24 protein-coding genes are annotated in these 25933 nt (G+C 62.2%); 9 read left to right on the plus strand and 15 right to left on the minus strand.

Features of this window, described 5'->3' with window-relative positions; all coding sequences use genetic code 11:
• Nucleotides 1-50: 50 nt before the first annotated feature.
• Together FFR93_RS09255 and leuA are read left to right on the plus strand one after the other, a co-directional pair.
• A complete protein-coding gene (locus tag FFR93_RS09255; protein ID WP_171049170.1) occupies nucleotides 51-1280 on the plus strand; it encodes a benzoate/H(+) symporter BenE family transporter in 1230 nt (409 codons plus the stop codon).
• A 342-nt stretch (nucleotides 1281-1622) separates the two neighbouring features.
• Entirely contained in the window at nucleotides 1623-3341 is a 1719-nt protein-coding gene (gene leuA / locus FFR93_RS09260) for a 2-isopropylmalate synthase (protein WP_138393024.1), read from the plus strand.
• A 323-nt stretch (nucleotides 3342-3664) separates the two neighbouring features.
• Here leuA and FFR93_RS09265 read toward each other — a convergent pair whose 3' ends face one another.
• The 4 genes from FFR93_RS09265 to FFR93_RS09280 all read right to left on the minus strand — a co-directional run bounded on the left by FFR93_RS09265 (nucleotide 3665) and on the right by FFR93_RS09280 (nucleotide 6832).
• Entirely contained in the window at nucleotides 3665-4507 is an 843-nt protein-coding gene (locus FFR93_RS09265) for an anti-sigma factor (protein ID WP_138393026.1), read from the minus strand.
• 1 nt (nucleotide 4508) lies between these two features.
• Nucleotides 4509-5018, minus strand: a complete 510-nt coding sequence (locus tag FFR93_RS09270) for an RNA polymerase sigma factor (protein WP_138393028.1) — start codon at nucleotides 5016-5018, stop codon at nucleotides 4509-4511.
• A 186-nt stretch (nucleotides 5019-5204) separates the two neighbouring features.
• On the minus strand, nucleotides 5205-5765 hold the full coding sequence (locus tag FFR93_RS09275) for a hypothetical protein (RefSeq protein WP_064705771.1): 561 nt from the start codon (nucleotides 5763-5765) through the stop codon (nucleotides 5205-5207).
• A gap of 158 nt (nucleotides 5766-5923) precedes the next feature.
• The gene (locus FFR93_RS09280; protein WP_138393477.1) at nucleotides 5924-6832 is read right to left on the minus strand and encodes a metallophosphoesterase; all 909 of its coding nucleotides are present in this window, start codon (nucleotides 6830-6832) and stop codon (nucleotides 5924-5926) included.
• A 70-nt stretch (nucleotides 6833-6902) separates the two neighbouring features.
• Between FFR93_RS09280 and FFR93_RS09285 the strand changes: the two genes are divergently transcribed.
• Nucleotides 6903-7382 (plus strand): NUDIX domain-containing protein, encoded by a 480-nt coding sequence (locus tag FFR93_RS09285; RefSeq protein ID WP_064706144.1) that lies wholly within the window; start codon nucleotides 6903-6905, stop codon nucleotides 7380-7382.
• A gap of 6 nt (nucleotides 7383-7388) precedes the next feature.
• Here FFR93_RS09285 and FFR93_RS09290 read toward each other — a convergent pair whose 3' ends face one another.
• The gene (locus tag FFR93_RS09290) at nucleotides 7389-8375 is read right to left on the minus strand and encodes a glutathione S-transferase family protein (protein WP_138393029.1); all 987 of its coding nucleotides are present in this window, start codon (nucleotides 8373-8375) and stop codon (nucleotides 7389-7391) included.
• Between the two features lie 279 nt (nucleotides 8376-8654).
• Between FFR93_RS09290 and FFR93_RS09295 the strand changes: the two genes are divergently transcribed.
• Nucleotides 8655-9227, plus strand: a complete 573-nt coding sequence (locus FFR93_RS09295; protein ID WP_082928049.1) for an N-acetyltransferase — start codon at nucleotides 8655-8657, stop codon at nucleotides 9225-9227.
• A gap of 134 nt (nucleotides 9228-9361) precedes the next feature.
• Here FFR93_RS09295 and FFR93_RS09300 read toward each other — a convergent pair whose 3' ends face one another.
• The 4 genes from FFR93_RS09300 to FFR93_RS09315 are packed head-to-tail and all read right to left on the minus strand — an operon-like array spanning nucleotide 9362 to nucleotide 16187.
• A complete protein-coding gene (locus FFR93_RS09300) occupies nucleotides 9362-11431 on the minus strand; it encodes a hypothetical protein (protein WP_138393031.1) in 2070 nt (689 codons plus the stop codon).
• Between the two features lies 1 nt (nucleotide 11432).
• Complete coding sequence (locus FFR93_RS09305) at nucleotides 11433-14246, minus strand: DUF4159 domain-containing protein (protein WP_138393032.1); 2814 nt, start codon at nucleotides 14244-14246, stop codon at nucleotides 11433-11435.
• Nucleotides 14243-15163, minus strand: coding sequence for a DUF58 domain-containing protein (locus FFR93_RS09310; protein WP_138393034.1), 921 nt, complete (start codon nucleotides 15161-15163; stop codon nucleotides 14243-14245). Before FFR93_RS09310 ends, FFR93_RS09305 begins: the two co-directional genes overlap by 4 nt.
• A 13-nt stretch (nucleotides 15164-15176) precedes the next feature.
• Nucleotides 15177-16187 carry a MoxR family ATPase gene (locus tag FFR93_RS09315; RefSeq protein WP_064705765.1) on the minus strand — a complete coding sequence of 337 codons (1011 nt, stop codon included), beginning with the start codon at nucleotides 16185-16187 and terminating at the stop codon, nucleotides 15177-15179.
• A 158-nt stretch (nucleotides 16188-16345) separates the two neighbouring features.
• Between FFR93_RS09315 and FFR93_RS09320 the strand changes: the two genes are divergently transcribed.
• From FFR93_RS09320 to FFR93_RS09330, 3 genes are read left to right on the plus strand one after another with little or no spacing between them, the layout of a single operon-like run.
• Complete coding sequence (locus FFR93_RS09320; protein ID WP_138393035.1) at nucleotides 16346-16969, plus strand: DUF1285 domain-containing protein; 624 nt, start codon at nucleotides 16346-16348, stop codon at nucleotides 16967-16969.
• Nucleotides 16966-17616 carry a CoA pyrophosphatase gene (locus FFR93_RS09325; RefSeq protein ID WP_138393036.1) on the plus strand — a complete coding sequence of 217 codons (651 nt, stop codon included), beginning with the start codon at nucleotides 16966-16968 and terminating at the stop codon, nucleotides 17614-17616. The genes FFR93_RS09320 and FFR93_RS09325 overlap by 4 nt, the downstream gene beginning before the upstream one ends.
• Nucleotides 17613-18866, plus strand: a complete 1254-nt coding sequence (locus FFR93_RS09330; RefSeq protein WP_138393037.1) for a CCA tRNA nucleotidyltransferase — start codon at nucleotides 17613-17615, stop codon at nucleotides 18864-18866. The genes FFR93_RS09325 and FFR93_RS09330 overlap by 4 nt, the downstream gene beginning before the upstream one ends.
• Before the next feature lie 69 nt (nucleotides 18867-18935).
• Here the strand turns inward: FFR93_RS09330 and FFR93_RS09335 are convergent, their stop codons facing one another.
• The 3 genes from FFR93_RS09335 to hemF form a co-directional block, all read right to left on the minus strand.
• Nucleotides 18936-19121 (minus strand): DUF1059 domain-containing protein, encoded by a 186-nt coding sequence (locus FFR93_RS09335; protein ID WP_138393038.1) that lies wholly within the window; start codon nucleotides 19119-19121, stop codon nucleotides 18936-18938.
• 113 nt (nucleotides 19122-19234) lie between these two features.
• On the minus strand, nucleotides 19235-19498 hold the full coding sequence (locus tag FFR93_RS09340) for a hypothetical protein (protein ID WP_064705761.1): 264 nt from the start codon (nucleotides 19496-19498) through the stop codon (nucleotides 19235-19237).
• Nucleotides 19499-19599: 101 nt separating this feature from the next.
• A complete protein-coding gene (gene hemF, locus FFR93_RS09345) occupies nucleotides 19600-20511 on the minus strand; it encodes an oxygen-dependent coproporphyrinogen oxidase (protein WP_138393039.1) in 912 nt (303 codons plus the stop codon).
• Nucleotides 20512-20688: 177 nt separating this feature from the next.
• Here hemF and FFR93_RS09350 point away from each other — a divergent pair, with 177 nt between their 5' ends.
• A complete protein-coding gene (locus FFR93_RS09350) occupies nucleotides 20689-20949 on the plus strand; it encodes a hypothetical protein (protein ID WP_138393040.1) in 261 nt (86 codons plus the stop codon).
• A gap of 3 nt (nucleotides 20950-20952) precedes the next feature.
• Here the strand turns inward: FFR93_RS09350 and FFR93_RS09355 are convergent, their stop codons facing one another.
• Nucleotides 20953-22599, minus strand: coding sequence for a Na/Pi cotransporter family protein (locus FFR93_RS09355; RefSeq protein WP_138393041.1), 1647 nt, complete (start codon nucleotides 22597-22599; stop codon nucleotides 20953-20955).
• Between the two features lie 197 nt (nucleotides 22600-22796).
• Complete coding sequence (locus FFR93_RS09360) at nucleotides 22797-23258, minus strand: tRNA (cytidine(34)-2'-O)-methyltransferase (RefSeq protein WP_064705757.1); 462 nt, start codon at nucleotides 23256-23258, stop codon at nucleotides 22797-22799.
• 384 nt (nucleotides 23259-23642) lie between these two features.
• Here FFR93_RS09360 and FFR93_RS09370 point away from each other — a divergent pair, with 384 nt between their 5' ends.
• On the plus strand, nucleotides 23643-25499 hold the full coding sequence (locus FFR93_RS09370; RefSeq protein WP_138393042.1) for an ABC transporter ATP-binding protein: 1857 nt from the start codon (nucleotides 23643-23645) through the stop codon (nucleotides 25497-25499).
• A 105-nt stretch (nucleotides 25500-25604) separates the two neighbouring features.
• Here the strand turns inward: FFR93_RS09370 and FFR93_RS09375 are convergent, their stop codons facing one another.
• Nucleotides 25605-25835 carry a hypothetical protein gene (locus FFR93_RS09375; protein ID WP_064705755.1) on the minus strand — a complete coding sequence of 77 codons (231 nt, stop codon included), beginning with the start codon at nucleotides 25833-25835 and terminating at the stop codon, nucleotides 25605-25607.
• Nucleotides 25836-25933 lie beyond the last annotated feature (98 nt).

Raw genomic sequence — 25933 nt, forward strand, 5'->3', positions numbered from 1 at the left:
GACAGAAAGAGCTGAATCCGGACTTGCGCGCGCGACAACTGTCGTGCTCCATGCGCCATTCCCGCAGCCCGAGTTCCGCCATGCTCAAAGATTTTTCCGTCCAGGCCCTGTTCATGGGGCTGTTGACTGCTTTCGTCGGTTCCGCCAGCTCTTTTGCCGTCGTGCTGCACGGCCTGCGGGCGGTCGGCGCGACAGAGGCACAGGCAGCTTCGGGGCTGATGGCATTGTCGATCTCCATGGGGATCTGCGCGATCGTGCTCAGCGCCTTGACCCGATTGCCGATCAGCATCGCCTGGTCGACGCCGGGCGCGGCATTGCTTGCAAGCACCGGGGTGGTCGAGGGTGGCTTCAATGCGGCAGTCGGGGCGTTTCTCATCTGCGCGGCGCTGATCGTCGTTGCCGGACTGTTCAAGCCGCTCGGCCGCGCGGTTGCCGCCATCCCCGCGCCGCTCGCCAATGCGATGCTCGCCGGCGTGCTGATCGGTCTCTGCTTCGCGCCTGTAAAGGCGATTGGTTTCAATCCGCTGCTCGGTCTGCCGATCGTTATTTCCTGGATCGTTGTCGGCGCCTTCAAGCGGCTCTGGGCGGTGCCGGCAGCACTCGCAGCCTTCGTGCTGGTGCTCGCCTTCGGCGTCGATATCCCTGAAGGCGCTTTCGCCTCGCTTGAACGATCGCTGGTGCCGACGGCGGAAATAGTCGCGCCTGTATTCAATCTCGCCGCTCTTATTTCGATCGCGCTGCCGCTCTTCATCGTCACCATGGCATCGCAGAATATTCCCGGCATCGCGGTACTGAAGGTCAATCTCTACGATCCAAAACCCGGCCCGCTCTTTGCCGTCACCGGTTTCTTCTCACTGCTGTCGGCGCCTTTCGGCGGCCACGCCATTAATCTGGCGGCGATCACTGCGGCCATGTGCGCCGGGCAGGATGCCCATGCCGATCCGAAACGGCGCTATTGGGCATCGCTGATCGCCGGCATCGGTTACGTCATTGTCGGGCTGCTTGCGGGCGCGGTGACGGCTTTCGTTGCGCTCGCGCCTCCCATTCTGATCGAGGCAGTGGCGGGGCTGGCGTTGGTCGGCGCTTTTTCGTCCTCGGCGATGTCGGCGTTCCAGGCGCCGGAATCGCGCGAGGCGGCCGCGATCACCTTTCTCGTCACCGCATCCGGCGTTTCCTTCGGCGGCATTTCAGGCGCCTTCTGGGGATTGATCGCCGGCGGGTTGATGCTGGCGCTGTCGCGGCTTGTGAAGAGGTCCAAAGACCGCGCTCAGCAGGCGTGAGGGAAGCCGGCGGGCCGCGAGGGCTTGCCAGTTCTGCTGCCCGAGGTTATAAGCGCGGCCATGAAGACCTCTGGCGCCAAGATTTCCGACATGATTGCACGCGGCCGCATCGCCGCGCGTGACGTCTCGTGCGCCCTGACCTCGCTTCTTCTCCTCGGCCTTACGCGCGGTTGCCGGGTCCTTTGAGGAGCGCTCGGCGGCCGAAAGCCCGCCCGGCCATCGCTCCTCGCGACTCACTTTCAAAATGACCCACCGAACCGATGAAGGTCCGTATTTGTTTATCGCCAAACCCGATGTGATCGGCTAAGAGGCGGGGCGAATGCCGGACGAGGAGACAAGACAATGGACACCACCACCAGCCGATCCTCAGCAAAAGGCATGCCCGATGCCGGCGTGAAATACCGGCCCTATCCGCAGGTGAACATTCCGGACCGTACCTGGCCGACAAAGATCATCACCAAGGCGCCCGTCTGGTGCTCGGTTGACCTGCGCGACGGCAACCAGGCGCTGGTCGATCCGATGGGTCACGACCGCAAGGCCCGTATGTTCCATCTGTTGCTGGATATGGGTTTCAAGGAAATCGAGATCGGTTTCCCATCGGCGTCGCAGACGGATTTCGATTTCGCCCGCTGGTGCGTGGAGGAGGGCAACGTGCCCGCTGACGTTTCCCTGCAGGTGCTGGTGCAGTGCCGGCCGGAGCTCATCACCCGCACCTTCGAGGCGTTGGAAGGGGCAAATCGGCCGATCGTGCATTTCTACAATTCGACCAGCGAGCTGCAGCGCCGCGTCGTCTTCGCCAAGGATGTGCAGGGTATCAAGCAGATCGCCGTCGATGCCGCCAAGATGATCACCGACATGGCCGCCAAGGCCGGCGGCGGCTATCGTTTCGAATATTCGCCCGAAAGCTTCACCGGCACCGAGCTGGAAGTGGCTCTGGAGATTTGCAATGCCGTCATCGAGGTGGTGAAGCCGACGCCCGACAACAAGCTGATCATCAACCTGCCGTCGACCGTCGAGATGGCGACGCCGAACGTCTATGCCGATCAGATCGAATGGATGTGCCGCAACCTCGACAATCGCGAGAACCTGGTCGTGTCGCTGCACCCGCATAACGACCGCGGTACCGGAATCGCCGCCGCCGAACTGGCCTTGCTTGCGGGCGCCGACCGCGTCGAAGGCACGCTGTTCGGCAATGGCGAGCGCACCGGCAATGTCGACGTCGTCACCATGGCATTGAACATGTTCACGCAGGGGGTCGACCCCGGGATCGACTGCTCGAACATCGAGCGCATCAAGGAAGTGTTCGAGTATTCGAACCAGATGGCGATCAGCGAGCGTCACCCCTATGTCGGCGAACTGGTCTACACGGCTTTCTCCGGTTCGCATCAGGATGCGATCAACAAGGGGATGAAGGCGGCGCAGGTCGCCAACCATCCGGTCTGGGAAGTGCCTTACCTGCCGATCGACCCGCGCGATGTCGGTCGCTCTTACGAAGCGATCATCCGCATCAACTCGCAGTCCGGCAAAGGCGGCATCGCCTATATCCTGCAGCAGGATTACGGGCTGAATCTGCCGCGCAACCTTCAGGTCGAGTTCCGCGAAGACATCCAGCGCATCACCGATGTCGAGGGCAAGGAGCTTCCTTCGAAGCGCATCTACGACCGCTTCATCGAGCGCTACGTAACGCAGCCGGACGCGCGCCTGAAATTCGTCGACCACCACACCTATCCGGACACGGAGCGCAAAGGCCAGCGGATCGTCGCGGCCGAGATCACCGACAACGGTGAGATCAAACGCATCGAAGGGCGCGGCAACGGTCCGATCGACGGCTTCATCAACGCGCTGTCACATTATCTCGGCATCGAGATGTCGGTCGAGGACTATTCGGAGCATTCGCTGCAGCACGGCTCGAACGCCGCCGCGATTTCCTATGTCGAGACCTCCTATCCCGGCGGCAAGCTCTTTGGCGCCGGCATCAATACCAACATCGTCGCGGCATCGCTCGAAGCAATCGTCTCGGCGGCCAATCGGGTGCTCGAGGTGAAGGCCGGCAAGGCCTGATCGAACAGAGTCAGGCTGCGGCGGAGTCGGTGTGGCCTGATGATGCGCTCTGCCCCTCGCTTACACCCGATGGGAGCAACTGCCCGCCGCTCTTTTCCACCGCAAACGTTTGTGGGGAGCAATGCGGTGCAACGAGTTCCTTCTCCCCAGCGGGGAGAAGATGCCGGCAGGCAGATGAGCGGGTGAGCGACGATAGGAGCGAAGCACTGAGCGCAAGCGAAGGGCAATAATAAATGCTCTGCCGTGTGGGCCCTTACCGACCCACGGGCCAACTTCTCCCCACTGGGGAGAAGAGGGAGCAGGCCTTACCGTCTCACCAATAATCAAATCGCCGTGGCGATCTTCGTGGCGAGCTGGCCGAGGGCGGCTTCGGCGGAGGGACCAGCGAGAACGTAGGATGTGCCGGCATTGTGCCAAGTCACGAGGCCGATCTCGTCCCGGATCGTTTCCTTGAAGTCTTCGGTCTCGGGCGGCTGCGCATCCTTGCGGAAGCAGATGGAGATGATGTCGCCGTCGGCGTTGGAATAGACGAGCTGCCCGACGGGGCGGCTGTCGCCGAGAATGACGCGGGCGCCCTGGAACGTCCAGGATTCGGCGCTGAGATCGGGAACGCGGAAGGGCACGCCGATCGCAGTTGTGAGCCAGCTGGAGATTTCCTCCGCCTGCGAGGCCGGCACTTCGACGAGGTGACGCGGCTGGCGGATCAGCAGACGTTGATAGGCTGTGACGTCACTCAGCCAGCCGCTGGTATTGGCCGGCGCCGTGGCGGAGGTCGTCGTGGCGATTTCATCTGCATCCGGGGTGGAGCCGGCAAAGTAGCCGATGCCGCAACCGACGACGAAGAGGATAAGCGCGGCTGCCAGCGCTTGTGGGCCGCTGGGGGCCAGTTTCACCTGCGGGCGCGTGGCGCGCTGGGCGATCGGCGTCTTTGGCGGCTGCGTGCTCTTGATAGAGCGGACGAGGGCGAGCGGGACCGGCTCCTTCAGGACATCGTCGAGGCGGCGTCGTCCGAAATCGGCGCCATGGCGCAGCTTTTCATGCAGGCGGCGCGCATTCTCATCGGTCGCCAGACGCTGTTCCAGCTCGTGCCGTTGTTCGGGCGAGACCTCGCCGTCGAGAAGGGCGGTGAGCTGGGCTTCGAGCGGCAATTTCCTGAGATCGAGCAATTCAGTACCTGTGGATGGGGTGGGTGCCGGCAAGTCCAGCGAAATGCAGCCTTGCTGTGGCGAGTTGGGAGACGACGCTTGCCGCCGAAATGCCCATGATGTCGGCCGCCTGCTGATAGCTGTGGCCTTCGACATCGACGAGCAGAAAGATCGCGGAAACACCCTCCGGCATTTCGGCGATCATGCGATGGATGGCGTCGGGATCGACCGAAGCCGAGCGTTCGCGCGCAGCTTCTCTGATATCGGTGACGTTGCCGCGCGCCGACGCCTTCGGCTTGCGCTTGCGGCTGTCCTCAGTCCATTGCTGGCGGGCAAGCGTATAGATCCAGCTTTCCAGCCGGCCTTCGCCGCTCCACTGATGCCCCTTGGCAATGGCACGCAGACAGACCGCTTGGACAAGTTCGTCAGCCACACCCGCTTCGCCCGCGAGCGTGATCGCGAAGCGACGAAGATGGGGCAGAAGGCCGACGAGATCACGCCGGAGGTCGATGGTCGTTGCGGGCTGACGCATTGTCTATCCAAGAAGCATTCACAATGGTTTCGCGGACGAAAGCTTCGCCATCGGACGCGAAACCGGCTTTATCGTCACCGGAGATGCAGGTGCTTTATGAAACAAGTCTACTGCACTCCGCAAGCATTCGGTCATCTTATCCCCCTTTCGCTAGGGGTTTTCATAATCTAGCCCGCAAAGCTTGCGTCAATATGTCCTGTAGCCGTTCAAGCTTTGCAGCAGAGCGCGATAGGCCCAGGTGTCTTCGCCGCCGCGGTCGCGAATTTCGACGAGCTGGACGCGCGCCCCCTGGATATCTCCCTGTTCCACCAGCGCCATACCCATGTAGGAGCGGGCGAGAATATAATTCTCATCCGCCTGCAACGCCTTGCGGTAATAGGACATGCCGAGCTCGATGCGGCCTGCCTTGCGGTTGGCATAGCCAAGATAGTTCAGGATCCGTGGGTCGTTCTGATCGCGGGCGAGATTGAGCACGGTGATGGCGTTCTCATACTGGCCGGCATAGGCGAATTCGCGGGCGAACTTATAGAGATCATCATCGTTGAAGCTGTTCTTCTTCGGTGTGACGCATTCCTTCTTGTCCTTGTCCCAGACCTTGCCGCCGGTGCAGCTCTTGGTCGTCTCGGTCTTCGGCGGAGGATTGGTGTTGTCGTTGCTGTCGCCGGCCGCGAAGGCGGCGCTCGCCATGCCGAAGAAAAAGCCGGCGGCAAGTGTGGTTCTGCACAGGCGATGGAAGGGGGAAGTCATTGGCGGCTCCGTTCTGGGGCGATGCAGTTGATCGGATTGTACGCTTACCGGTAAAAATACCAAGAGGGTAAGCGGCCTCCATGACAAATGTTGCGGCGGCGGCGAAGCGCTTGGCAAGACCGCTTCAAGTGCTGCATGAATTGAGTCGGAAGTCAGCGCTAACCTGCGAAAATATCGACGCTTTCCGCCATCATTGCGTCGCCCGTCCTGTTCAGGCTGAAGCGCTCGCCGGTGAGTTCCCAGGCGCCTGGAGAGCCATCGATGGAGAAGAGGTTGTAGGCGGCCGGCGGCTTGATGCTGCCGGGAGCCTGCGAGGCCGACGCTACGCCGACGACGGGCACCGGCTGCACTTGGCCACGCAGCCAGTGCAGCGTGTTCAGATGCGTGTGGCCGTGCAGCACGAGCTCGGCGCCGCCGGTCGAAATGACGGCCGCGAAGCGGCGGATACCGATCATGCGCTTGTAGAAGGTGGTGGCGCCACGGATCGGCGGATGGTGGATCATGACAACACGAAAGAGACCGGCCTCGCCGGCGGCGCGAAGCATGTTCACCGTATCGCGGGCCTGGCGAGCGCTGAAAAAGCCGGAGGCGGCGAAGGGCGGCGTGGCGACTGCCGTGGAACAGCCGACGATCGCGACTTTGTCACGGACGCGCAGATAGGGAAAAATATGGCGGTCTTCCTGCCATTGCGGCGAGGCGAGGTCGCCGCGGACATAGTCGTACCAGGCGCGCATCGACTTCTCATAAGCACCCGGCACATAGGCGTCGTGATTGCCGGGGACGACCGAGGTGTCGGCAGGATCGCCGAGCGCGCGCAGCCAGGCGGCGGCGGCGCGGATCTCGATGCCGCTGGCCAGGTTGACGAGGTCGCCGGTGACGGCCAAATGATCGGCCTGATGAGTGCGGATGTCGTCGAGCAACAGATCCAGCGTGCTGCCGAAAAGGTGCTTGCGTCGATTTCGATGCCAGTTCACAAAGCCGGTGATGCGTTTTGAAAACAGCTCTTGAATAGAAAGACGGGGCAGTGGTCCGAGGTGGACGTCGGAAATATGCGCGAGCTTGAACATGCTACGAGACATAGACCAGCTTATTGACAAATCAAACACATCCGGCGCGATGAAAGGCCTAAACGGAACGATGGTGGACAAAGAGAAGCGGCCCCCTCACATCAGGCTGGCCCTGCGCCTCCTGCATGTCTATTTCTCCTTTGCCCGCGGCATGACGATGGGTGTCAGGGCGGCCTGCTTCGACAAGGACGGCCGGATTTTCCTCGTGCGCCACAGCTATATCGGCGGCTGGCATATGCCGGGAGGCGGGCTTGAGCGCAACGAGACGGCCGAAGAAGCGCTGGTCAAGGAACTGCGCGAGGAGGGCAATCTAAGGATCATCGGAAAACCACAACTGGTCCAGGTCTATTTCAACACCACGACCACCCGGCGCGACCATGTCGTGTTCTACCGCGTGACGGTCGAGCAGACGGCGCCGAGGCCGCCGGATTGGGAAATATCCGACGGCGGGTTCTTTTCGCTCGACAGCCTGCCCGAAGGCACGACCGAGGCGACGCATCGCCGCCTCGCCGAACTTCGTGGCGAGCAGGAGCCCGACCACCGCTGGTAAAGAGCTTCAGGCTGCATTCGGCTTGGCGCGCCCATGCGGGCTGCCGAGATCGAGTGTCGGGCCGACCGGAACGATGCCGGCCGGGTTGATCGTCTTGTGGCTGCGGTAATAATGCTCCTTGATGTGCTTCAGGTTTACCGTCTCGGCAACGCCTGCGGTCTGATAGAGGTCCCTGAGATAGCCGGGCAGGTTGCGGTAATCCGCGATGCGGCGGATATTGCACTTGAAGTGGCCGACATAAACAGGGTCGAAGCGCACCAGCGTGGTGAAGAGGCGCCAGTCCGCCTCGGTCAATCTGTCGCCGAAGAGGTAACGGCTCTTGCCCAGGCGATCGTCGAGAACATCGAGCGTTTCGAACAGTTTGCCGACATTTTCCTCGTATGCTTCTTGAGTTGTGGCAAAGCCTGCCTTGTAGACGCCGTTGTTGACGGTGTCGTAGACGGTACCGTTCAGAGCGTCGATTTCGGCACGCAGGTCCTCCGGATAAAAATCAGCCTTCGAGCCCGTCAGTGCATCGAAGGCGCCGTTGAACATGCGGATGATTTCGGCCGATTCATTGCTGACGATCGTGCTGGTCTTCTTGTCCCAGAGGACGGGAACGGTGACACGGCCGGAATAATGGGGGTCGGCCTTGACGTAGATCTGCCAGAGGGTGGCGGCGCCGAAAAGGTGATCGCCAGTGGCGCCGTCACCGACCTTGAACTCCCAGCCATTCTCGAGCATCAGCGGATCCACGACAGAAACCGAGATCAGTTCCTCCAGCTTCTTCAGCTTGCGGAAGATCAGCGTGCGGTGCGCCCAGGGACAGGCAAGCGAGACGTAGAGATGATAACGCCCGGCCTCGGCCTTGAAGCCGCCGTTTCCGGAAGGCCCAGCCTCGCCGTCCGCAGTCACCCAATTGCGGAACCGCGAGGGCTGCCGCTTGAAATGGCCTTTGCTCTCCTTCGTGTCGTACCAGACGTCATGCCAGACGCCGTCCACCAGCATTCCCATGATGTTCGTTCCCTTAAATGGCAGAGGTCCTGATTGGTGTCCGGACCGGTAATTGCGTTCGGATCGAAGATAGGTGAGATAGCGGGGCGTTGCAGGCGGTAAAGATTGAACAGTGCGTCACGTCATTCGTGTGGCAGTTCGTCCTTTGCGCTTCTGAAAAGACGCGAGGCGCTGTCGTGCGCATTTTGCGTTGGACGGCCGAAATTTTTCCTGCTATCGGCCTTCTCACGATTTAGGACCCTGCTTGATGTTCATTTCCAGAAACCCGCGACGACGCTGATGTTCCCGAACGCCGAAGGCGTGTTCGCGACCCATCAATCTGTCCATCCGGTTTCTGTCATCATGTACAAGCACGATCTCGTCTACCTCACTGAAGACGCGTCCCACGACGCCGCCATCGAACACATCAATGAAGAAGCCTTCGGTCCGGGCCGCTTCGCGCGGGCGGCGGCGCGAATCCGCGAGCAGGGGCCGCATGACCTGTCGCTCTCCTTCATCTGCGCCGATGATGGCGAGACGATCGCCTCCGTGCGCATGACGCCGGTGCTGGCCGGCACGGTGAAGGGGCATCTGCTCGGTCCGCTTGCCGTCCGTCCCTCGCACAAAAATATGGGCATCGGCCGGGAGTTGGTACGGATCGCAGTGGAAGCTGCGCGTCGCAAGGGTTCGGAAGCCGTCATCCTCGTCGGCGATCCTCCCTATTACGGCCCGCTCGGCTTCGAGAAGGTTGCCTACAATGCGCTTACCTTTCCTGGCCCCGTGGATCCAGGTCGGGTGCTCGTCGTTCCGATCGCCGAAGGTGTGCACGAACGGCTGAAAGGCCCCATTGCCTGGCGCGATACGTCTTATTAGAGCTTTGCAGAGGAAGCTGCTCGTGTCGTACCTTGGCCTCTTCGTCCGCTTTTGTGAGCATCCTCGCGTAAGACCGGTGCCGCTTAGCGTATCCGGAATAGGCCGCGGTCACCTAGCCGTCGCTATCGATGCGATTACCTTCCTTCGCGCCACCACATGGCGCCGAAGGCGAGCAGCAGGATGCCGACGCCGGCGAAGCCGGCAAAGAGCGGCAGCGTGTTGATACCCTTCAGAACGGTCTCGTTGGTCATGCGGATCATCATCCGATCGTGATCGGAGACGCGGACCTGGCCACGCACCGGCAGGATCGGCGGAACGCTGACCGCGCCACTTTCACTGACGACGCGGGCGACGAGTCCCTTGCTTCGGTCGGTAACCGGCCTCAACACATCCGTCGTCGAGATCATTGCCTTGAATTCCGGGGCATCGACGGCACCGATATGGACGAGCGTCGAAAGCGGGCCGTTGCGGATTTCGAAGAGGCCGATCTCGTCCATCCTCTTCTCGGCCTTGTAGAGCCCGGGCTCAGTCTGAGTGAGCGGCAGGGTTTCGGTCTTGCCGGAGGGATAGCGCACCGTGGCGTTGCCCGGATTGTCGCCGATTGTCTGGCGGGTTACTTCAAGGGTGCGGCCAGAGGCGCGCGCCGTCAGGGCTTCTTCCTCCAGCGCCGGTTCCTTCATCAGCCAGTGGGCGACACGGCGATAGAGCGAGACATTGGGGCCGCCGCCTTCGAAGCCGCGCGCCCAAAGCCAGCCCTGATCGGAAAGCAGCATGGCGACGCGGCCCTGGCCGGAGCGGTTCAGCACGAGAAGCGGGTGGTTGTCGGCGCCAAGCATGATCGTCTCGCCTTCAGGCTTCTCGACGTCGACGCTGCGGAACCAGCGGCCCCAATGCGGCGGATCCTCGCTGGAACCGTCCAGGCCGCGCGTGACGGGGTGCTTGCGACCTTCCTCAGAGAGTCGGGGATAGAAGGCTTTCTCGATCATCTGCCCGGTGGGCATTGCCGGCAGCACCGCGGAAAGCGGCGTCACCGCGATGGAATCGGGGCCGGCATGTTCGGGACCGGCGGCGACCAGCAGCGCGCCACCGTTTTCGACATATTGCGCGATGTTGTCGTAATAGAGCAGCGGCAGCACGCCACGATGCTGGTAGCGGTCGAAGATGATCAGGTCGAAATCCTTGATCTTGTCGACGAAGAGCTCGCGCGTCGGAAAGGCGATCAGGGAGAGCTCGTTGATCGGCGTGCCGTCCTGCTTCTCCGGCGGACGCAGAATGGTGAAGTGGACGAGATCGACCGAGGCGTCGGATTTCAACAGGTTGCGCCAGGCGCGCTCGCCGGCATGCGGCTCGCCGGACACGAGCAGGACGCGCAGATTCTGCCGGATGCCGTCGATGACGTGGACGGCCCGGTTGTTGGCGGCGGTGACTTCGCCGGGAAGCTCTGCGACGGAGAATTCGAGGACGTTGCTGCCGCCGCCCGGAACCTTGAAGGAGAAAGGTGTGTCCTGGCCGGGTGTCGCTCGCAGGGTCGCGATCTCGTTGCCGTTCAGCTTCACCGTGACATCGGCGGTGCCGCCGGGGCTCGGGCCGTCATCGAAGACGCGCAGAATGACCTGCTGCTCCTCATTGACGATGCCGAAACGCGGTCCCTTGATCACTTCGATGCGGCGATCGAACTCGTTTGCCTTGCCGGTCACAAGGCCGTGGATCGGCGCGTCGAAAGCGAGTGCCTGATTGGCGGCAGGAACGTCATGGATTTCCCCGTCAGTCAGCATGATGGCGCCGCCGACGCGGGCGGGCGGGACATCGGCGATGTTGGCCGACAGCGCGTCGAACAGACGGGTGGCGGGCACGTCGGAGTTGACGTCGCCTTCGACATCGACGAAGCGGGGTTCTATCTGGGGAAAGCGGGCGAGTTGTCCCTTCAAGGCGGCAAGTGCCTCGTCGGTCATCTTGACGCGATCGGGTGTCTGCTGGCTTTGGCTGCGGTCGACGATGACGGGGACGATCGTCGACAGTTGATCGCGGTCTTCCTGCAGCAGCACGGGATTGGTCAGCGCGGTCAGCAGCGCCGCCGCTGCCAGCGTCCTGATCCAGGCGCCGCGGACACCGCGCCAGATCGCAAACGCGGCGATGAGAGCGCTGACGGCGGCCAGTGCGGCCAGAATCGGCCAAGGCAGGAAAGGCGAAAAATCGAAGGTCATCTCACTGTCCTAACCGTTCGAGGAGGTCGGGAACATGAACCTGGTCGGTTTTGTAATTGCCGGTCAGCATGTACATCATGATGTTGACGCCGGCGCGGTAGGCATATTCACGCTGCGCTTCATCCGAGGGCACTGTCGGCAGGATCGGGACCCCGTTGGCATCGACGGCCCAGGCGCCGGCAAAATCATTACCGGTGATGAGGATCGGCGAAACGCCATCGGCCGTCGCTGCCGATTTTTCGCTCGGCTCGCGACCGCCCTGACGTGCCTCGATCCATAGGGCGCTGCCGGCATAACGACCGGGAAAGCTCGACAGAAGATAGAAGGATTTCGTCAGCACATGATCTGATGGCACCGGCTCGAGCGGCGGGATGTCGAGATTGGCAAGGATTGCCTGCAGCCTCTCGCCATTGGCACTGACATTCCCGCCATTGTCGAGGGCGCTGATCTGGTCACGCGTGTCGAAAAGCACCGTGCCGCCATTGCGCATATAGGCGTCGATACGGCTGATCGCCGCCGATGACGGCATCGGCGCCGTTGCCGAAACCGGCCAATAAATGATCGGATAGAAGGAGAGCTCGTCCTTGGTGAGATCGAGACCCACGGGCGGCGCCGGTTCCAGCGTCGTGCGGAAGGTCAGGAACTGGGTCAGACCCTCAAGGCCGCGCTCGGATATATTGTCGACCTCCTGCTCGCCGGTGACGACGTAGGCAAGATGCGTGTTGTCAAGCCGCTGCAGGATGAGATCGTCGCCAGGCCGGGAGTCGTCGGCGTGAAGCGTGCCGGGCTGGGCAAGAAAGCCTGCCGCGACTGCGATCGCGATCATCGTTGCCATACGGCCGGCGGGGCGTGATCGCGAGAAGGCGCCGTTCATGAAAAGCACAATCAGGCTATCGGCCAGAAGCAGCAGAAAGGCCGCGAGAAAAAGCGCAGGTTTTGCCGACCAGCTTTCGCCGCCGATCAGGCCTTCGCGCACCGCATTTATCCCCGTCGCGTCAAGCGGTTTCAATTCAGCGTTATCCGGCAGCACGTTCAAGGAGGTGAAACCGTCCTCGGAGCCGTAGAGCCCGGGCGGGTTGTCCAAATTCGCCGTCGGCTCAACTCCGGCTTTCGGAATGAGCGGCCGCGCCGAACCCGTCTCGGAGACGAGCGTGCCCTTTGCCGTCAGCATGCGGAATGGCGGCAGGCTTTCCGAGACACGCGCATTGCCGCGCGTCTCCGACGTCACGCCGCCCGAGCGCGATATCTGAAGGAGGTGGCGCAGCATATCGACGAAAGTGCCCGAGATCGGCAGATCGGACCAGGTCGCTTCCGCGGTGACGTGGAAGAGGACGATCTGGCCGGATGCGAGCTGCTTCATCGTGACCAGCGGCGTGCCGTCGGCAAGGCTTGCCCAGGTGCGTTCAGCAAGGTCGGGTGTCGGCTCGGCGAGCACCTGCCGTTTGACGACGACATCGACAGGACGCGGTATGCCCGCGAATGGCCCTATGCTTGGAAATTCGGCAAGCGACTGCGGTTCGCTCCAGGACAGGGTGCCGCCCAGCGCACGTTCTCCCTGGCGCAGGATGACCGGAATGAGCGGATCGTCGGCGGGGGCCGCCGCCATGCGCGGGCCGGCGAAACGCAGGAGCATGCCGCCGTTCGATATCCAGCGTGTCAGAGGCTCGTAGGTCTCCTCCGGCAGGCGGCCGATATCGGCCATGATGATGATTGAGGGGTTGCTGACGAGAAGTTTCGGTATCGCGACGGCCAGATCGGAATCCGTGGGCTGGATGAGATCAGCATAGGGCTGCAGCGCCCGCTGGATGTAGTAGAGCGGCGAGAGCAGCGGTTGGAATTCATCGGCTCCGGTGCCGGACAACAGCACGACACGTCGGCGCTTGAATGCGTCGTCGAGAAGGTGGACCGCGCCGGCCGTCGCGCCGCTGTCGACGCTGATGCGCGCGAAATCGTTACGCATCTCGAAGGGAGCCGTGATCGAACTTGTGGCGACGCTCTGACCGGGGCGGAAATCTGCCCTGCCGTTGGCGATCGAGCGGCCCTGGGCATCGACGGCGTTCAACGCCACGGATGCGGGGCGCGAACTGTCGAGCCGTGTGACCTTGACGGTCATGGCGTCAGCCGCATTGTTAGCCGCGGTGACGGCAACCGTCTTCGTGGCATCCCCTTCGATCAGGCGCAGATCGGCGGGCTGGAGCTCGGCTAGCCTGCGCACCGTCGCGTCATCGGTCTTGGCGGCGGCACCGTCGGTCAAGAAGGCGAGAGTGCCCGGCTTGACGCCGTTCAGGGCCGCCCGCAGCGCCTGAAAGGCGCGCTCGCGGTCCGGGACCAGCGGCCGCGGTTCGGTCGCGCGCAACTTGTCGCGGGCGTTCGCTGCCGTGCCCGGTACGGCGTCGTTGGTAGGGTCGGCGGTGAAAGTGATCGACACCGGCATGCCGGCGGATTCAGCATCGTCCACCAGCGCGACGGCGGTTTGGATGCGACGCTCCCAATCGGGCGCCGCCGCCCAGCTGTTGTCGACGAAGAGGACGAGCGGGCCGCTCGATGCGAGCGAATTGGTGCGCGGATTGAAGACCGGATCGGCAATCGCAAGGATGATGATGGCGGCGAGCAGCATGCGCAGCAGCGTCAGCCACCAAGGGCTCTGCGCCGGCGTTTCCTCTCGCTTCAAAACCGAGGCAAGGATCTTCAGCGGCGGAAAGACTTCCGTTTTGGGACGTGGCGGCGTCAGCCGCAACAGCCACCAGATGACCGGCAAAGCGATGAGGGCGCCGAGAATGGCGGGGTAGGCGAAGGCGAAGGGAAGGGCGCTCATAGCAGCCCTCCATGCGTTGCCTTGGCCGGCATGCCGGACAGGTACATGTGGACCGCGACCAGGGCTTCCGAGGCAAGATGATCGGTGCGGTGGGTCGTAAAGGTCCAGCCGAGATGACGCAGCGACTGGCCTAGGCTCTCCCTGCGGGCGAGGTAGGCGCTGCGATAGGCCTCGCGGATGTGTTCGGCGCGGCCGGAGATGAGCTTGGTCCCGGTCTCCGGATCGGTGAATTCGGTGCGGCCGCTGTAGGGAAATATCTCTTCGGCGGGGTCTGATATCTCGACTACGTGGCCGTGCAGGCCGCGGCGGGCAAGCGGGCCGAGCCGCTCCATGATTGCCGGCGCGTCGTCGAGGAAATCGCCGATGAGCACGAGATCGCTCCAGCCGCGGATCATTCCCGTTTCCGGCAGTCCACCGGTCAGCGGCGCGTGCACGAGCGCGGCTGCGAGGCGTTCGGCGGCATTGCGGGTGGAGGCGGGCTCCATGATGCCAGGGCAGCCGATGCGCTCGCCGGAGCGGGCGAGGATTTCGGCAAGCGCCAGCATGACGACCAGCGCCCGGCTTTCCTTGGAGACGCTGCCGTAGCTCGATTTGTACATCATCGAAGGCGACATGTCGCACCATAGCCAGATGGTGTGCGCTGCCTCCCATTCGCGCTCGCGCACATAGGTATGGTCGTCGCGGGCTGAGCGGCGCCAATCGATTCGCGACAGGCTCTCGCCCTCGGCATAGGGTCGGAACTGCCAGAAATTCTCGCCGATGCCGCGCTTGCGGCGTCCGTGCCAGCCAGCGATCACCGTGTTGGCGATGCGCTTGGCTTCCACCAGACAATCCGGCATCAAGGCGGCCCGCTGCCTGGCGCGGGAAAGGGCATCGCTGCCTGACGTCGGGTTGACGGTCTGTCCGATAGATGCCACGCGTCCGGCTTCCTTATCCCTTTGCCTGCTTGACCAGTCCGGCGACGACGTCGCGGACCGACATGCCTTCGGCGCGAGCGGCGAAAGTCAGAGCCATGCGGTGCTGGAGAATGGGTTCGGCAAGCGCGAAGACATCGTCGAGAGACGGCGCGAGGCGGCCTTCATAGAGCGAGCGGGCGCGCGCGCAAAGCATCATTGCCTGGCCGGCGCGCGGGCCTGGACCCCAGGCGACGTTCTTGTCGGTCGAGGCATTGCCGTGGCCTGGGCGGGCGGAGCGCACCAGGGAAAGGATGGCGTCGACGACCGTCTCGCTCACCGGCATCTGGCGCACCAGGGTCTGGATCTCGATCAGCCGCTGTGCATCGATGATGGCTTTCGGCCGGGTTTCCCCCAGGCCGGTCGTCTCGAGAAGGATCTGGCGCTCGGCGGCGAGCTCGGGATAGTTGACGTCGACTTGCAGCAGGAAGCGGTCGAGCTGGGCCTCGGGCAGGGGATAGGTGCCTTCCTGCTCCAGCGGGTTCTGGGTGGCGAGCACATGGAAGGGAGCCGGCAGGTCATAGCGCTGGCCGGCGATGGTGATGTGATATTCCTGCATCGCCTGCAGAAGCGCCGACTGAGTGCGCGGCGAGGCGCGGTTGATTTCGTCGGCCATCAAGAGCTGGGCGAAAACCGGTCCTTTGACGAAACGGAAGGAACGGCGGCCGCTGTCGTCCTGGTCCATAACCTCCGAACCCAGAATATCGGAAGGCATCAGGTCCGGCGTGAATTGGATGCGGTTGGCGGCAAGGCCGAGCACTTCACCGAGCGTCGTCACCAGCCTGGTCTTGGCAAGGCCGGGGACGCCGACGAGCAGGGCGTGGCCGCCGGAGAGCACGGCGAGAATGGTGTTCTCGACGACGCTTTCCTGACCGAAGATCACCTTCGAGACTTCCCCGCGGATGGCGGCGATATCGGAGAGCGCCTTCTCGGCGGCGGCGACGATCGCCTTTTCATCGAGGCTGGCTTCGGTCTTCATCATACCCATGGGCATCTCCAACGGCTGAAATCATTCGGCAGCGAATCGGCGGGCTTATACATCTGCCTCATACTCGATAGAGTTATGGAGATGCGACGGGCTGACAAGTTCGCTGTAAATGACTATCTCGTGACTTCACTTCGTTAAGGACAAACCGGGACGGAAGAATGGCAGCCGAGGAAATCAGCAGACAGGCGGATGCGGCGGGGCTTGCCGCGCTGATTTCGCGCGCGTCTGCCGAAAACAACGGAAAAAAACGCGGCCTGCCGCCCGTCGAGCAATGGAATCCGCCGTTCTGCGGCGATATTGACATGGAGATCAGGGCCGACGGCACCTGGTTCTACATGGGTACGCCGATCGGCCGGCCGGCACTGGTGCGGCTGTTTTCGACCGTCTTGCGGAGGGATGAGGATCAAAAGACCTATCTCGTGACTCCTGTGGAAAAGGTCGGGATAAGGGTCGTCGACGCTCCGTTCATCGCCGTTGAGATGAGCGTAACGGTGCGCAAGGGTCGCCAGGTGCTGACATTCCGCACCAATGTCGGCGATGTCGTGGAGGCGGGAGGAGAGCACCGGCTGCGCTTTGCGACTGCGGGCGATAATGCCGAACTGAAACCCTATCTGCATGTGCGCGGGCGGCTGGAGGCGCTGGTGTCGCGTGCGGTGATGTATGAACTGGTCGCGCTCGGCGAGATCCTCGACGTGGAGGGGCAGCCGATGTTTGCGATCCGCTCCGCCGGCGAGGTCTTCCCCGTCATGCCGGCCGATGAATTGGATGCGCTCAGCCGATGAACGATGCGATCACCCAACGTTATCCGCTGTTCTCAGCAGCCGAATTCCGCCGCCGTGCGCTTAACCAAAATGGCGGGCCGGTGGACCATGCCTGGCGCGATCATGGCGACCATGTCCTCAATCCGGACATCGTGGCTGAGGTGGCGACCTTCAAGCTGCGGGATGCCGCGGTGCTCGTGCCTGTCGTCGACGACGGCGAGGAAGCGCGTGTAATCTTCACCAAGCGCACGACGACGCTGCGCAAGCATTCCGGCCAGATCGCCTTTCCCGGCGGTTCGATTGATCCGGCCGATATCTCGCCCGAAATGGCGGCGATCCGCGAGACGGAGGAGGAGATCGGCCTTTTCGGCTCCTTCGTGGAAACCGTCGGGCGGCTGCCGAACTACCTCGCCTCGACCGGTTTCCGCATCACGCCCGTGCTCGGTGTCGTCAAGCGTGGTTTCGCGCTGACGCTGAATCCGGCCGAGGTCGATGACGTTTTCGAGGTGCCGCTTTCCTTCCTGATGAACCCGATCAATCATGGCCGCGACAGGCGGGTCATCGACGGCATCGATCGGCATTTCTATCGCATGCCCTATGAAACCAGGATGATCTGGGGCATCACCGCAGGCATCGTCCGTACACTCTACGAAAGGCTTTATGCATGACCGGCATTGCCGACCAAGCATGGTTCCGCGACCCGGCGCTCGGCCGGATCCTCGCGCTTCTCAATGACGACGGCGGGGAAGGGCGTGTGGTCGGCGGCGCGGTGCGCAACAGTCTGATGGGCCTACCGGTCAGCGATATCGACATTGCCACGACGCTGACACCGGAGATCGTGATGGAGCGGGCGGCAGCGGCCGGCGTCAAGGCGGTTCCGACCGGCCTGCAGCATGGCACGGTGACGCTCGTCGTCGATGGCAAGCCTTTCGAGGTGACGACGCTGCGTACGGACGTCGAGACCGACGGGCGCCGCGCCAAGGTCGCCTTCAGCACCGATTGGAAGGCCGATGCCGAACGGCGGGACCTGACAATCAACGCGCTTTATGCCGACGCCAACGGCGAGGTGGTGGATCTCGTCGGCGGACTTGCCGATATCGAAAGGCGCAACATCCGCTTCATCGGCGATGCCGCCAGGCGAATTGCCGAGGACCACCTGCGCATTCTTCGCTTCTTCCGCTTTTTTGCCTATTACGGCTCCGGGCGGCCGGACGCCGAGGGTCTGAAGGCCTGTGCGGCGGCGCGTGCGAAACTGAAGACACTGTCGGCCGAACGCGTCTGGTCGGAGCTCAGAAAACTGCTCGGCGCCGCCGATCCAGGCCGGGCGCTTCTCTGGATGCGGCAAGTGGCGGTGTTGACGGAAATTCTGCCGGAATCGGAACGTTGGGGGATCGATGCCATCCCTTCTCTGGTCGCTACTGAAAAGGCGCTCGGCTGGGCGCCCGACCCGCTGCTGCGCCTTGCGGCAATTGTGCCGCCCGATGCGGTTCGGCTGGAGGCGCTTGCGGCCCGGCTGAAACTCTCCAATGCGGAAGCGGCCGCTCTCAAGGCCTGGGCAATAGAGGCGCCGGTCAACGACGAGCTCTCGCCGGCCGCCTTCGAACGGCTGCTTTACCGCAACGGTCCCGACGGCATCGTGATGCGGCTGAAGCTGGCGCTTGGCGTTTCGCGCGGCAAGGCTGAGGTCGATCTTGGCGAAATGGCACGCTCGGCGCGACTCGGCAAGCTCCTGGATAAGGCCACGACCTGGAAGAAACCGCAGTTTCCGGTGAATGGCGGCGATGTGATTGCGGCGGGCATCGCATCCGGTCCTCGCGTTGGCGAGTTGCTAGCGGTGCTGGAAAATCAGTGGGTGGAGGAAAACTTCGCCTCCGACCGGGCGGCGCTGCTCGCCCGGCTGAAGGAACATGCGCGATAGCGATACGGCGTCGCTTCGGTGATGCAGCGCTGCCGTAGTCCGTCAGCATCAGGACCCAGGCACCGGCTCTCAGGCGGCGGTGGCTTCGTCGCGGATGCGAGCCTTGATATTATCAACCATGTTCTCGCGTATGGTCGTTTCGCCGTGAGCAGCCCTCAGGTGCTCCACTGCACGGCGAACCACTTCTGCGTCATTATCCGCCCGGGTGTGCCAGGCGCAGCCGGGAACGAGGGTGCCGCATTCGAAAAGTCGCATGGTTTTCTCCTCTGTCTGAAACGCAACGGCCATCGCGCTTTCACGCGATTGATGAAATGTACGTGCGAAGAGAAGGTTCCGGCCGGCAGGAGGTGGCGACCGGAGAGGGTGGTTCAATCGGGCATCGCCCAGGCTTTGTAGGTTTCCGAGAGGTGGCCGGGCAGGTTGTTGTTGGCCGCCTCATTCTGCAGATCCTCCGGCGTCTTTCCGCCGGCCAGCTGCAGCTTGACCTGCTCGATGAAGCAGCACAGGGGCAGATCGGAGCCACTCTTGGCCCGCAGTTTCTCGGCAATACGGATTAGGAACTCCGGTGTGTCGACCGCACGGAGCGTTTCCTGCACATCCGTGGACGCAGGCGAGCCGCTTTGTGTCGTCATGACAATCCTCCTCCGATTGTTACGCACGTACACATAAAGTTAGGACTCACTGAATTTTTATGAAGGTCCCTCAGTCGAATTATCGATGAGATTTTACAGTCTCACGGCCAGCGAACGACCGGAGGCAGCGATGAGAGAATGGATTCGACATTGCCGCCCGTCTTCAGCCCGAAGATCGTGCCGCGATCATAAAGTAGGTTGAATTCGACATAGCGGCCCCGGCGGATCAATTGTTCGTCGCGGTCGGCTTCGGTCCACAGCTTGTTGAAGTTGGAACGGACGATCTTCGGATAGACCATGGCGAAAGCCCTGCCGACATCGCGCGTGAATGCGAAATCCGCGTCCCAGCCGCCGGCGTCCTCGCTCGAATGCAGCCAATCATAGAAGATGCCGCCGATGCCGCGGGGCTCGTTGCGGTGCTTCAGGAAGAAATATTCGTCGCACCAGGCCTTGTAGGCGTCGTAGTCGGCGACGGCGTGATTGCGGCAGGCGATCTCCATGGCCTTGTGAAAGAGCTGGCTGTCCTCGTCATCCTGCGTGCGGCGGCGCGACAGCACCGGCGTCAGGTCGGCGCCGCCGCCGAACCAGCGGCTAGTCGTGACTACCATGCGGGTGTTCATATGCACGGCTGGAACGTTTGGGTTCACTGGATGGGCAATCAGCGAGATGCCCGACGCCCAGAAACGCGGATCGTCCTTGGCGCCAGGTATCTGAGCGCGAAAGTCCTGGGAGAATTCGCCGTGGACGGTGGAGGTGTGGACCCCGACCTTCTCGAAGACGCGGCCTTCCATCATCGACATGCGGCCACCGCCGCCAGCGCCGTTTTCACGCGACCAATCCTTGGTCACGAAGCGGCCGGGCTCCTGATCGGAAAGCGGACCTTGCAACTCGTCTTCGAGGGCTTCGAAGGAGGCGCAGATCGTATCGCGCAGCCCCTCGAACCACCGGCGGGCGGCCGCCTTCTTTTCCTCGATATCGTCAGGCAAGCCGATCGGCAGTTCCGGTCTTTCCATGTCACGCCTCCGCGGCCGGCATCCTGTAAGGACACGACTCGCTCATTCCTCGTTGTTCGCCACATCTAGCAGGTGGCGGCGCCCCTCGCCAAGCCGAGGTGAGTCAGGCCAGCGCAGTCAAGATTCGACTCGCAAATCAAGTATTTCGGTACTACCTTTTCCGAAGAGGTAGGTTTGATGGCAAAAATTCCAGGACCTCCGTCCTTCGACGGCCTGAAGCGCAGAATGGCGAAACACCGGGCGGAAAATCCTTCCCGCCGGAAAGACCATTTTGTACGCGAGACATATTGTCTCGGCCTCATCGACGCACGCGCAAAGGCACGCGAATGGTTCGACGAGTACCCAAAAGCAGCCTATTGGACCGAAGTGGAGAGCTGGCGCCAGCTCGACGGCGACCGGATCGAATTCACCATGCGCCGCCTGCCTTCGGCCGACTGACCGTTATTCCGCGGCAGTCCGCACGCGGCTTTCAATCAGCAATCCGCTTTCATCCATGATCGGGTGCGCAACCGAGACGATGTGGGCGTTGATGCGCTTCAAATCGCGCAGCATGTCGAGATGCAGCGAGCTTGTCTGAAGGCTGTCGGCACGTCCGTCACGCAGACGTTCGAGATGGTGTTCGGCCGACTGCTTCTCCATGCGGCGGACCTCGACTTTCGTTTCCATCATTTGGCGCGCGAGATTGAAATCGCGGGTGACGAAAATTGTCTGGGCGACGCGCAAGTTATCGATTGTAAGATCGAACAGCTTGCGCAGTTCCTGGTGGCCGTCTTCGGAAAATCTGAGCCCGAGGGAAATCTTCTTTGTCACTTGTTCCGCCAGACCCTTCTCGATGATGTCGCCCATATGTTCGAGATTGATGGCATAGTCGATGACGACGATGGTGCGGCGGCCGTTTTCGTCGCTGAGGCCTTCGCGGCCGAGCTTCGAGAGGTAGACCTTCACCGCCTGCTGCAGCCGGTCCACACGTTCTTCGAGGGCTGCAATCTCGGCAAGCTTGGATGCGTCGTTGCGTTCGAAGGCGTCGGAAACCCGCATCAGCATGCGCTCGATGAGATCTCCTATGCCGAGCACTTCCCGAGTGGCGCTGGCAAGGGCAATGACCGGCGTCGAAAGTTCCTGCGCGTCAAGATATTTCGGAGCGTCCTCAGGCTCAGGCTGATCTGGCACTAGCCGAGCCATCAATACGGCGATCGATCGTGAGAATGGCCAGGCGAGCGCGGCAAGCAGAAGATTGAAAGCCAGATGAGCGTCAACCGGCAGCTTCGCCGGGCCGAAAGGCAGCATTCGGATAAGTTCGGCACCATAGCCCACCAGCGGCAGGACGATGAAACAGCCGAGCGTGCGAACGGCGAGATTGCCGAGGGTGACGCGTCGTGCCGAGACCGGCCCGGACAATGTCGCAACAACAGGCGGTATTGCGCCGCCGAGATTGGCGCCAAGTACCAACACAATGACGAGTTCTGCGGAGATGAGCCCGGTCGACGCGATCGATAGGATGAGTACTACGACCGCGAGGCTTGACGAAGAGACGAACGCGAGCGCTGCCGAGAAGAGGAGCGCCACGGGCAGGGCGCCGCCCAGCAGGCTGATGAAGGCAGCTAGGGCGGGAGAGTCACGCATCGGCTCCGTCGCAAGGCTAAGGAGATGCAGCGAGAGCAGCATCAGCCCGACCCCGACAAGCGCTATCCCGCCGCCCTTGCTGGTGTTGGAAGGGCCGCGGCAAAGCACGATACCAGCGAGGATAAGTAAAGGTGAGAGCCATTCGATGCCGGTGGCGACGATCCAGGCGGTGATCGCAGTGCCGACATTGGCGCCGAGGAGGACAATCTGCGCCATGCGCGGCTTGATGAGATCACGTTCGACGAAGGAGGCGGTCATCAGCGCCGTTGCGGTCGAGCTCTGCAACGCGACGGTCGCCACGAGACCCGACAAGAATGAGCGAGCGCTGCCCCGCGTGCCGCTCGCCAACCCCGTTCTCAGCCGGGCGCCGAAGGCTCTGGACACCCCGTCCTTCACTTGCGCGAGGCCGAACAGCAGCAGTGCCACGGCTCCGAACAGGTTGATCATGATGATCGTGGAATCCATTTTCTTGTTTTATTCTGCTTTCTTTTAGCCTGGAGGGGCGGTGGCCTGGGGCGGTTCTCCACAAGCCATTGAAATTCCGAAGATCGCGCGAGATTTTTGGTTTTCCGGCTAATAAATATACGCCGGTTTGACCGATTGGCAATGTCGATTTCCGACACTCGCCGGTCTAATCGGCAATCGCTTCTAGGCGGGGCCAATCAAGCCCACAGGGTCTGGCGCATCGCCTCACCGACTATCATGGCTGACGCGACCGCGACGTTGAGTGAGCGCTGGCCATCTACCATCGGGATCAAGATCCTGGCGTCGGCTCTCTCATGAACGTGGTCCGGCACGCCGGCGCTTTCGCGCCCGAAAAGCAGGATGTCATCAGAATGGAAGGCGAAGTCGGTATAGCGATCCGCAGCCTTGGTGGAGGCGAGGATCAGGCGGCGGCCGGCCGTGGCGCGCCAGGCCTCGAAGCGGTCCCAGCTGACATGGCGGGTCAGCGCGGCGGCGGCGATATAATCCATTCCCGACCGTTTCAGGTTGCGGTCGGAGACGTCGAAGCCAGCGGGCTCGATCAAATCGACGGCGAAACCGAGGCACGCGGCAAGGCGCAGGATCGTGCCGGTATTGCCGGGGATGTCCGGCTGGTAGAGTGCCAGTCTGAGGTCTGTCATTCAGGCGCCGCCTATTCTTTTCGATGCGGGAGGCCTAATACAACTGTGATTTCGGCGCAACAGGGCGCGGTTTGGCCCGAAAACGTTCAATGTAGATCCGTAAAGGCCTAGAAATTTCGCGGTTTTCGCGTTATGCATGCACCTCTTCGAACGCCAGCAGGGAGGGCCACATGAATATTTTGCTCATTATGCGCTTTCCCGCCGTGATGCCGGTCAAGGCGACATGGCGCCGCTAGAGCGGGCTTCTTTCTAAAACTTCCCTTTTGATCCATCGCGCGGCTGTTTCAGCCTCGCCCCTTGAACGTCCGGTTCCCATATGTGCTTGCATGGCGCTGAGATGGCGCGAAGCCGGGAGCCGGAACGCTGGTGTTTCGGAGCAATTTCATGTTTGGCTGGTTCGAACAGCGACTCAATCCCTTTCCGAGCGAGGAGCTCGTGGCTCCTCCGAAAGGCCTCTTTGCCTTCTGCTGGCATTACAGCAAGCCGGCGGCGCCCTGGCTCGGCCTGATGGCGGTGCTGACTTCGCTGATCGCCATCGGCGAAGTGGCGCTCTTCCAGTTCCTCGGCGATATCGTCGACTGGCTGACCAATTCCGATCGTTCAACCTTCCTGCAGACGGAAGGCTACAAGCTGTTCTGGATGGGGGCGCTGGTGCTTGTGGGCTTGCCGCTCGCGGCAGGGCTCGATTCCCTCATCATGCACCAGATGCTGCTCGGCAATTATCCGATGATGGCGCGCTGGCAGATGCACCGCTTCCTGCTGCGCCACAGCATGTCGTTTTTCGCCAACGAGTTTGCCGGGCGCGTCGCTACCAAGGTGATGCAGACCTCGCTTGCCGTGCGCGAAACTGTGATGAAGATCCTCGACGTCTTCGTCTACGTCGTCAGTTATTTCCTGACGATGATCATCGTGATCGCGGCGGCCGATTGGCGACTGATGATCCCGATCCTCGTCTGGCTCGCCGTCTATGTCAGCATTGTCTCTTATTTCGTGCCGCGGCTTCGCAAGATCGCGGCCCAGCAGGCGGATGCGCGCTCGATGATGACGGGCCGTGTGGTCGACAGCTATACGAACATCGCAACTGTCAAGCTGTTCTCGCACGCGGGACGCGAGGAAATCTATGCCAAGCAGGGCATGGACGAGTTCCTGCAGACCGTGCACACGCAGATGCGCAAGGTAACGCTGTTTCATATAAGCGTTTATGTGAACAACTGCCTCGCGCTTTTCGTCGTCTCGGGCATGTCGATCTGGTTTTGGCTGAACGGGGCGATCTCCGTCGGCGCGATCGCCATCGCCATCGGTCTTGCCATGCGCGTCAACGGCATGTCGCAGTGGATCATGTGGGAAGTCTCGGCGCTGTTCGAGAATATTGGCACGGTCTACGACGGCATGGAGATGATGAGCAAGCAGCACGACATCATCGACAAGCCGAATGCGCCCGCGATGACGGCAAAGAAGGGGGCGATCCATTACGATCGCATCCGCTTCCACTATGGCAAGGGCAAGGGTGTCATCGACAATCTCTCGCTCGATATCAAGGCCGGCGAGAAAGTCGGCCTGGTCGGTCGCTCCGGCGCCGGCAAGACGACGCTGATGAACCTGCTGTTACGTTTCTACGATCTGGAGGCGGGCCGCATCACGATCGACGGGCAGGATATATCGGGCGTCTCGCAGGAGAGCCTGCGTTCGCTGATCGGCGTGGTGACGCAGGACACCTCGCTGCTGCACCGCTCGATCCGCGACAACATCGCCTATGGCCGGCCGGAGGCGAGCGACGCCGAAGTGATCGAGGCCGCCAAGCGCGCCAATGCCTGGGAGTTCATCGAAGGCCTCGTCGACATGCAGGGCCGCCAGGGGCTCGACGCGCAGGTCGGCGAACGCGGCGTCAAGCTCTCCGGCGGCCAGCGCCAGCGTATCGCGATCGCCCGCGTGTTCCTGAAGGACGCGCCGATCCTGGTGCTCGATGAGGCGACATCGGCGCTCGATTCGGAGGTCGAGGCGGCGATCCAGGAAAACCTCTTCGCTCTGATGGAAGGCAAGACGGTGATCGCGATCGCCCACCGGCTTTCGACGCTGACGGAGATGGACCGGTTGATCGTGCTCGACAGGGGCCGGATCATCGAGGCCGGTTCGCACGCCGAACTGATCGGAAGCGGCGGCATCTACGCCGACCTCTGGAACCGCCAGTCCGGCGGCTTTCTCTCTGATCACGCCGAAGAGGCGGAAGAGGCTGCGGAATAAAATCGGCCCTCTCGGCGTAGTCGGGAAGGGCTTGCCATTTATGACTAAGATCTGTGCTCGCCAGATGAATGTCCAGGACCGGCGCCGGTCCTGTCGGCCCAATCTTTAAAGACTGTCGGCCCAGTCGATCACGCGGTCATGTTCGACGACGATGATGGTGTTGGCGGCTGCGATCGTGCGCAGCGTCACGATGCGGCGGCGCTCCTCGCTGTCGAGCCAGGCGGCGATGGCATCGGTGACGATCACGTCGCGCGGCAGCGCCAGGTCGAGAGCCAGGGCATCCAACCTTTCTGCAAGCGGAAGCGGAATATGCGCATCGAGCATTTTCGTTTCCATGAGCCTTCTCTCCGGTGAAGCGCGATCCTATCGTCAGATTGTGACGGGTTCGGGGGCAGTCAATGGCGATGCCGCCGATGTTATCGTTGATTACCAAA

The sequence above is a fragment of the Rhizobium sp. MHM7A genome (assembly GCF_005862215.1).
Classification (GTDB): Bacteria; Pseudomonadota; Alphaproteobacteria; order Rhizobiales; family Rhizobiaceae; genus Rhizobium; species Rhizobium bangladeshense.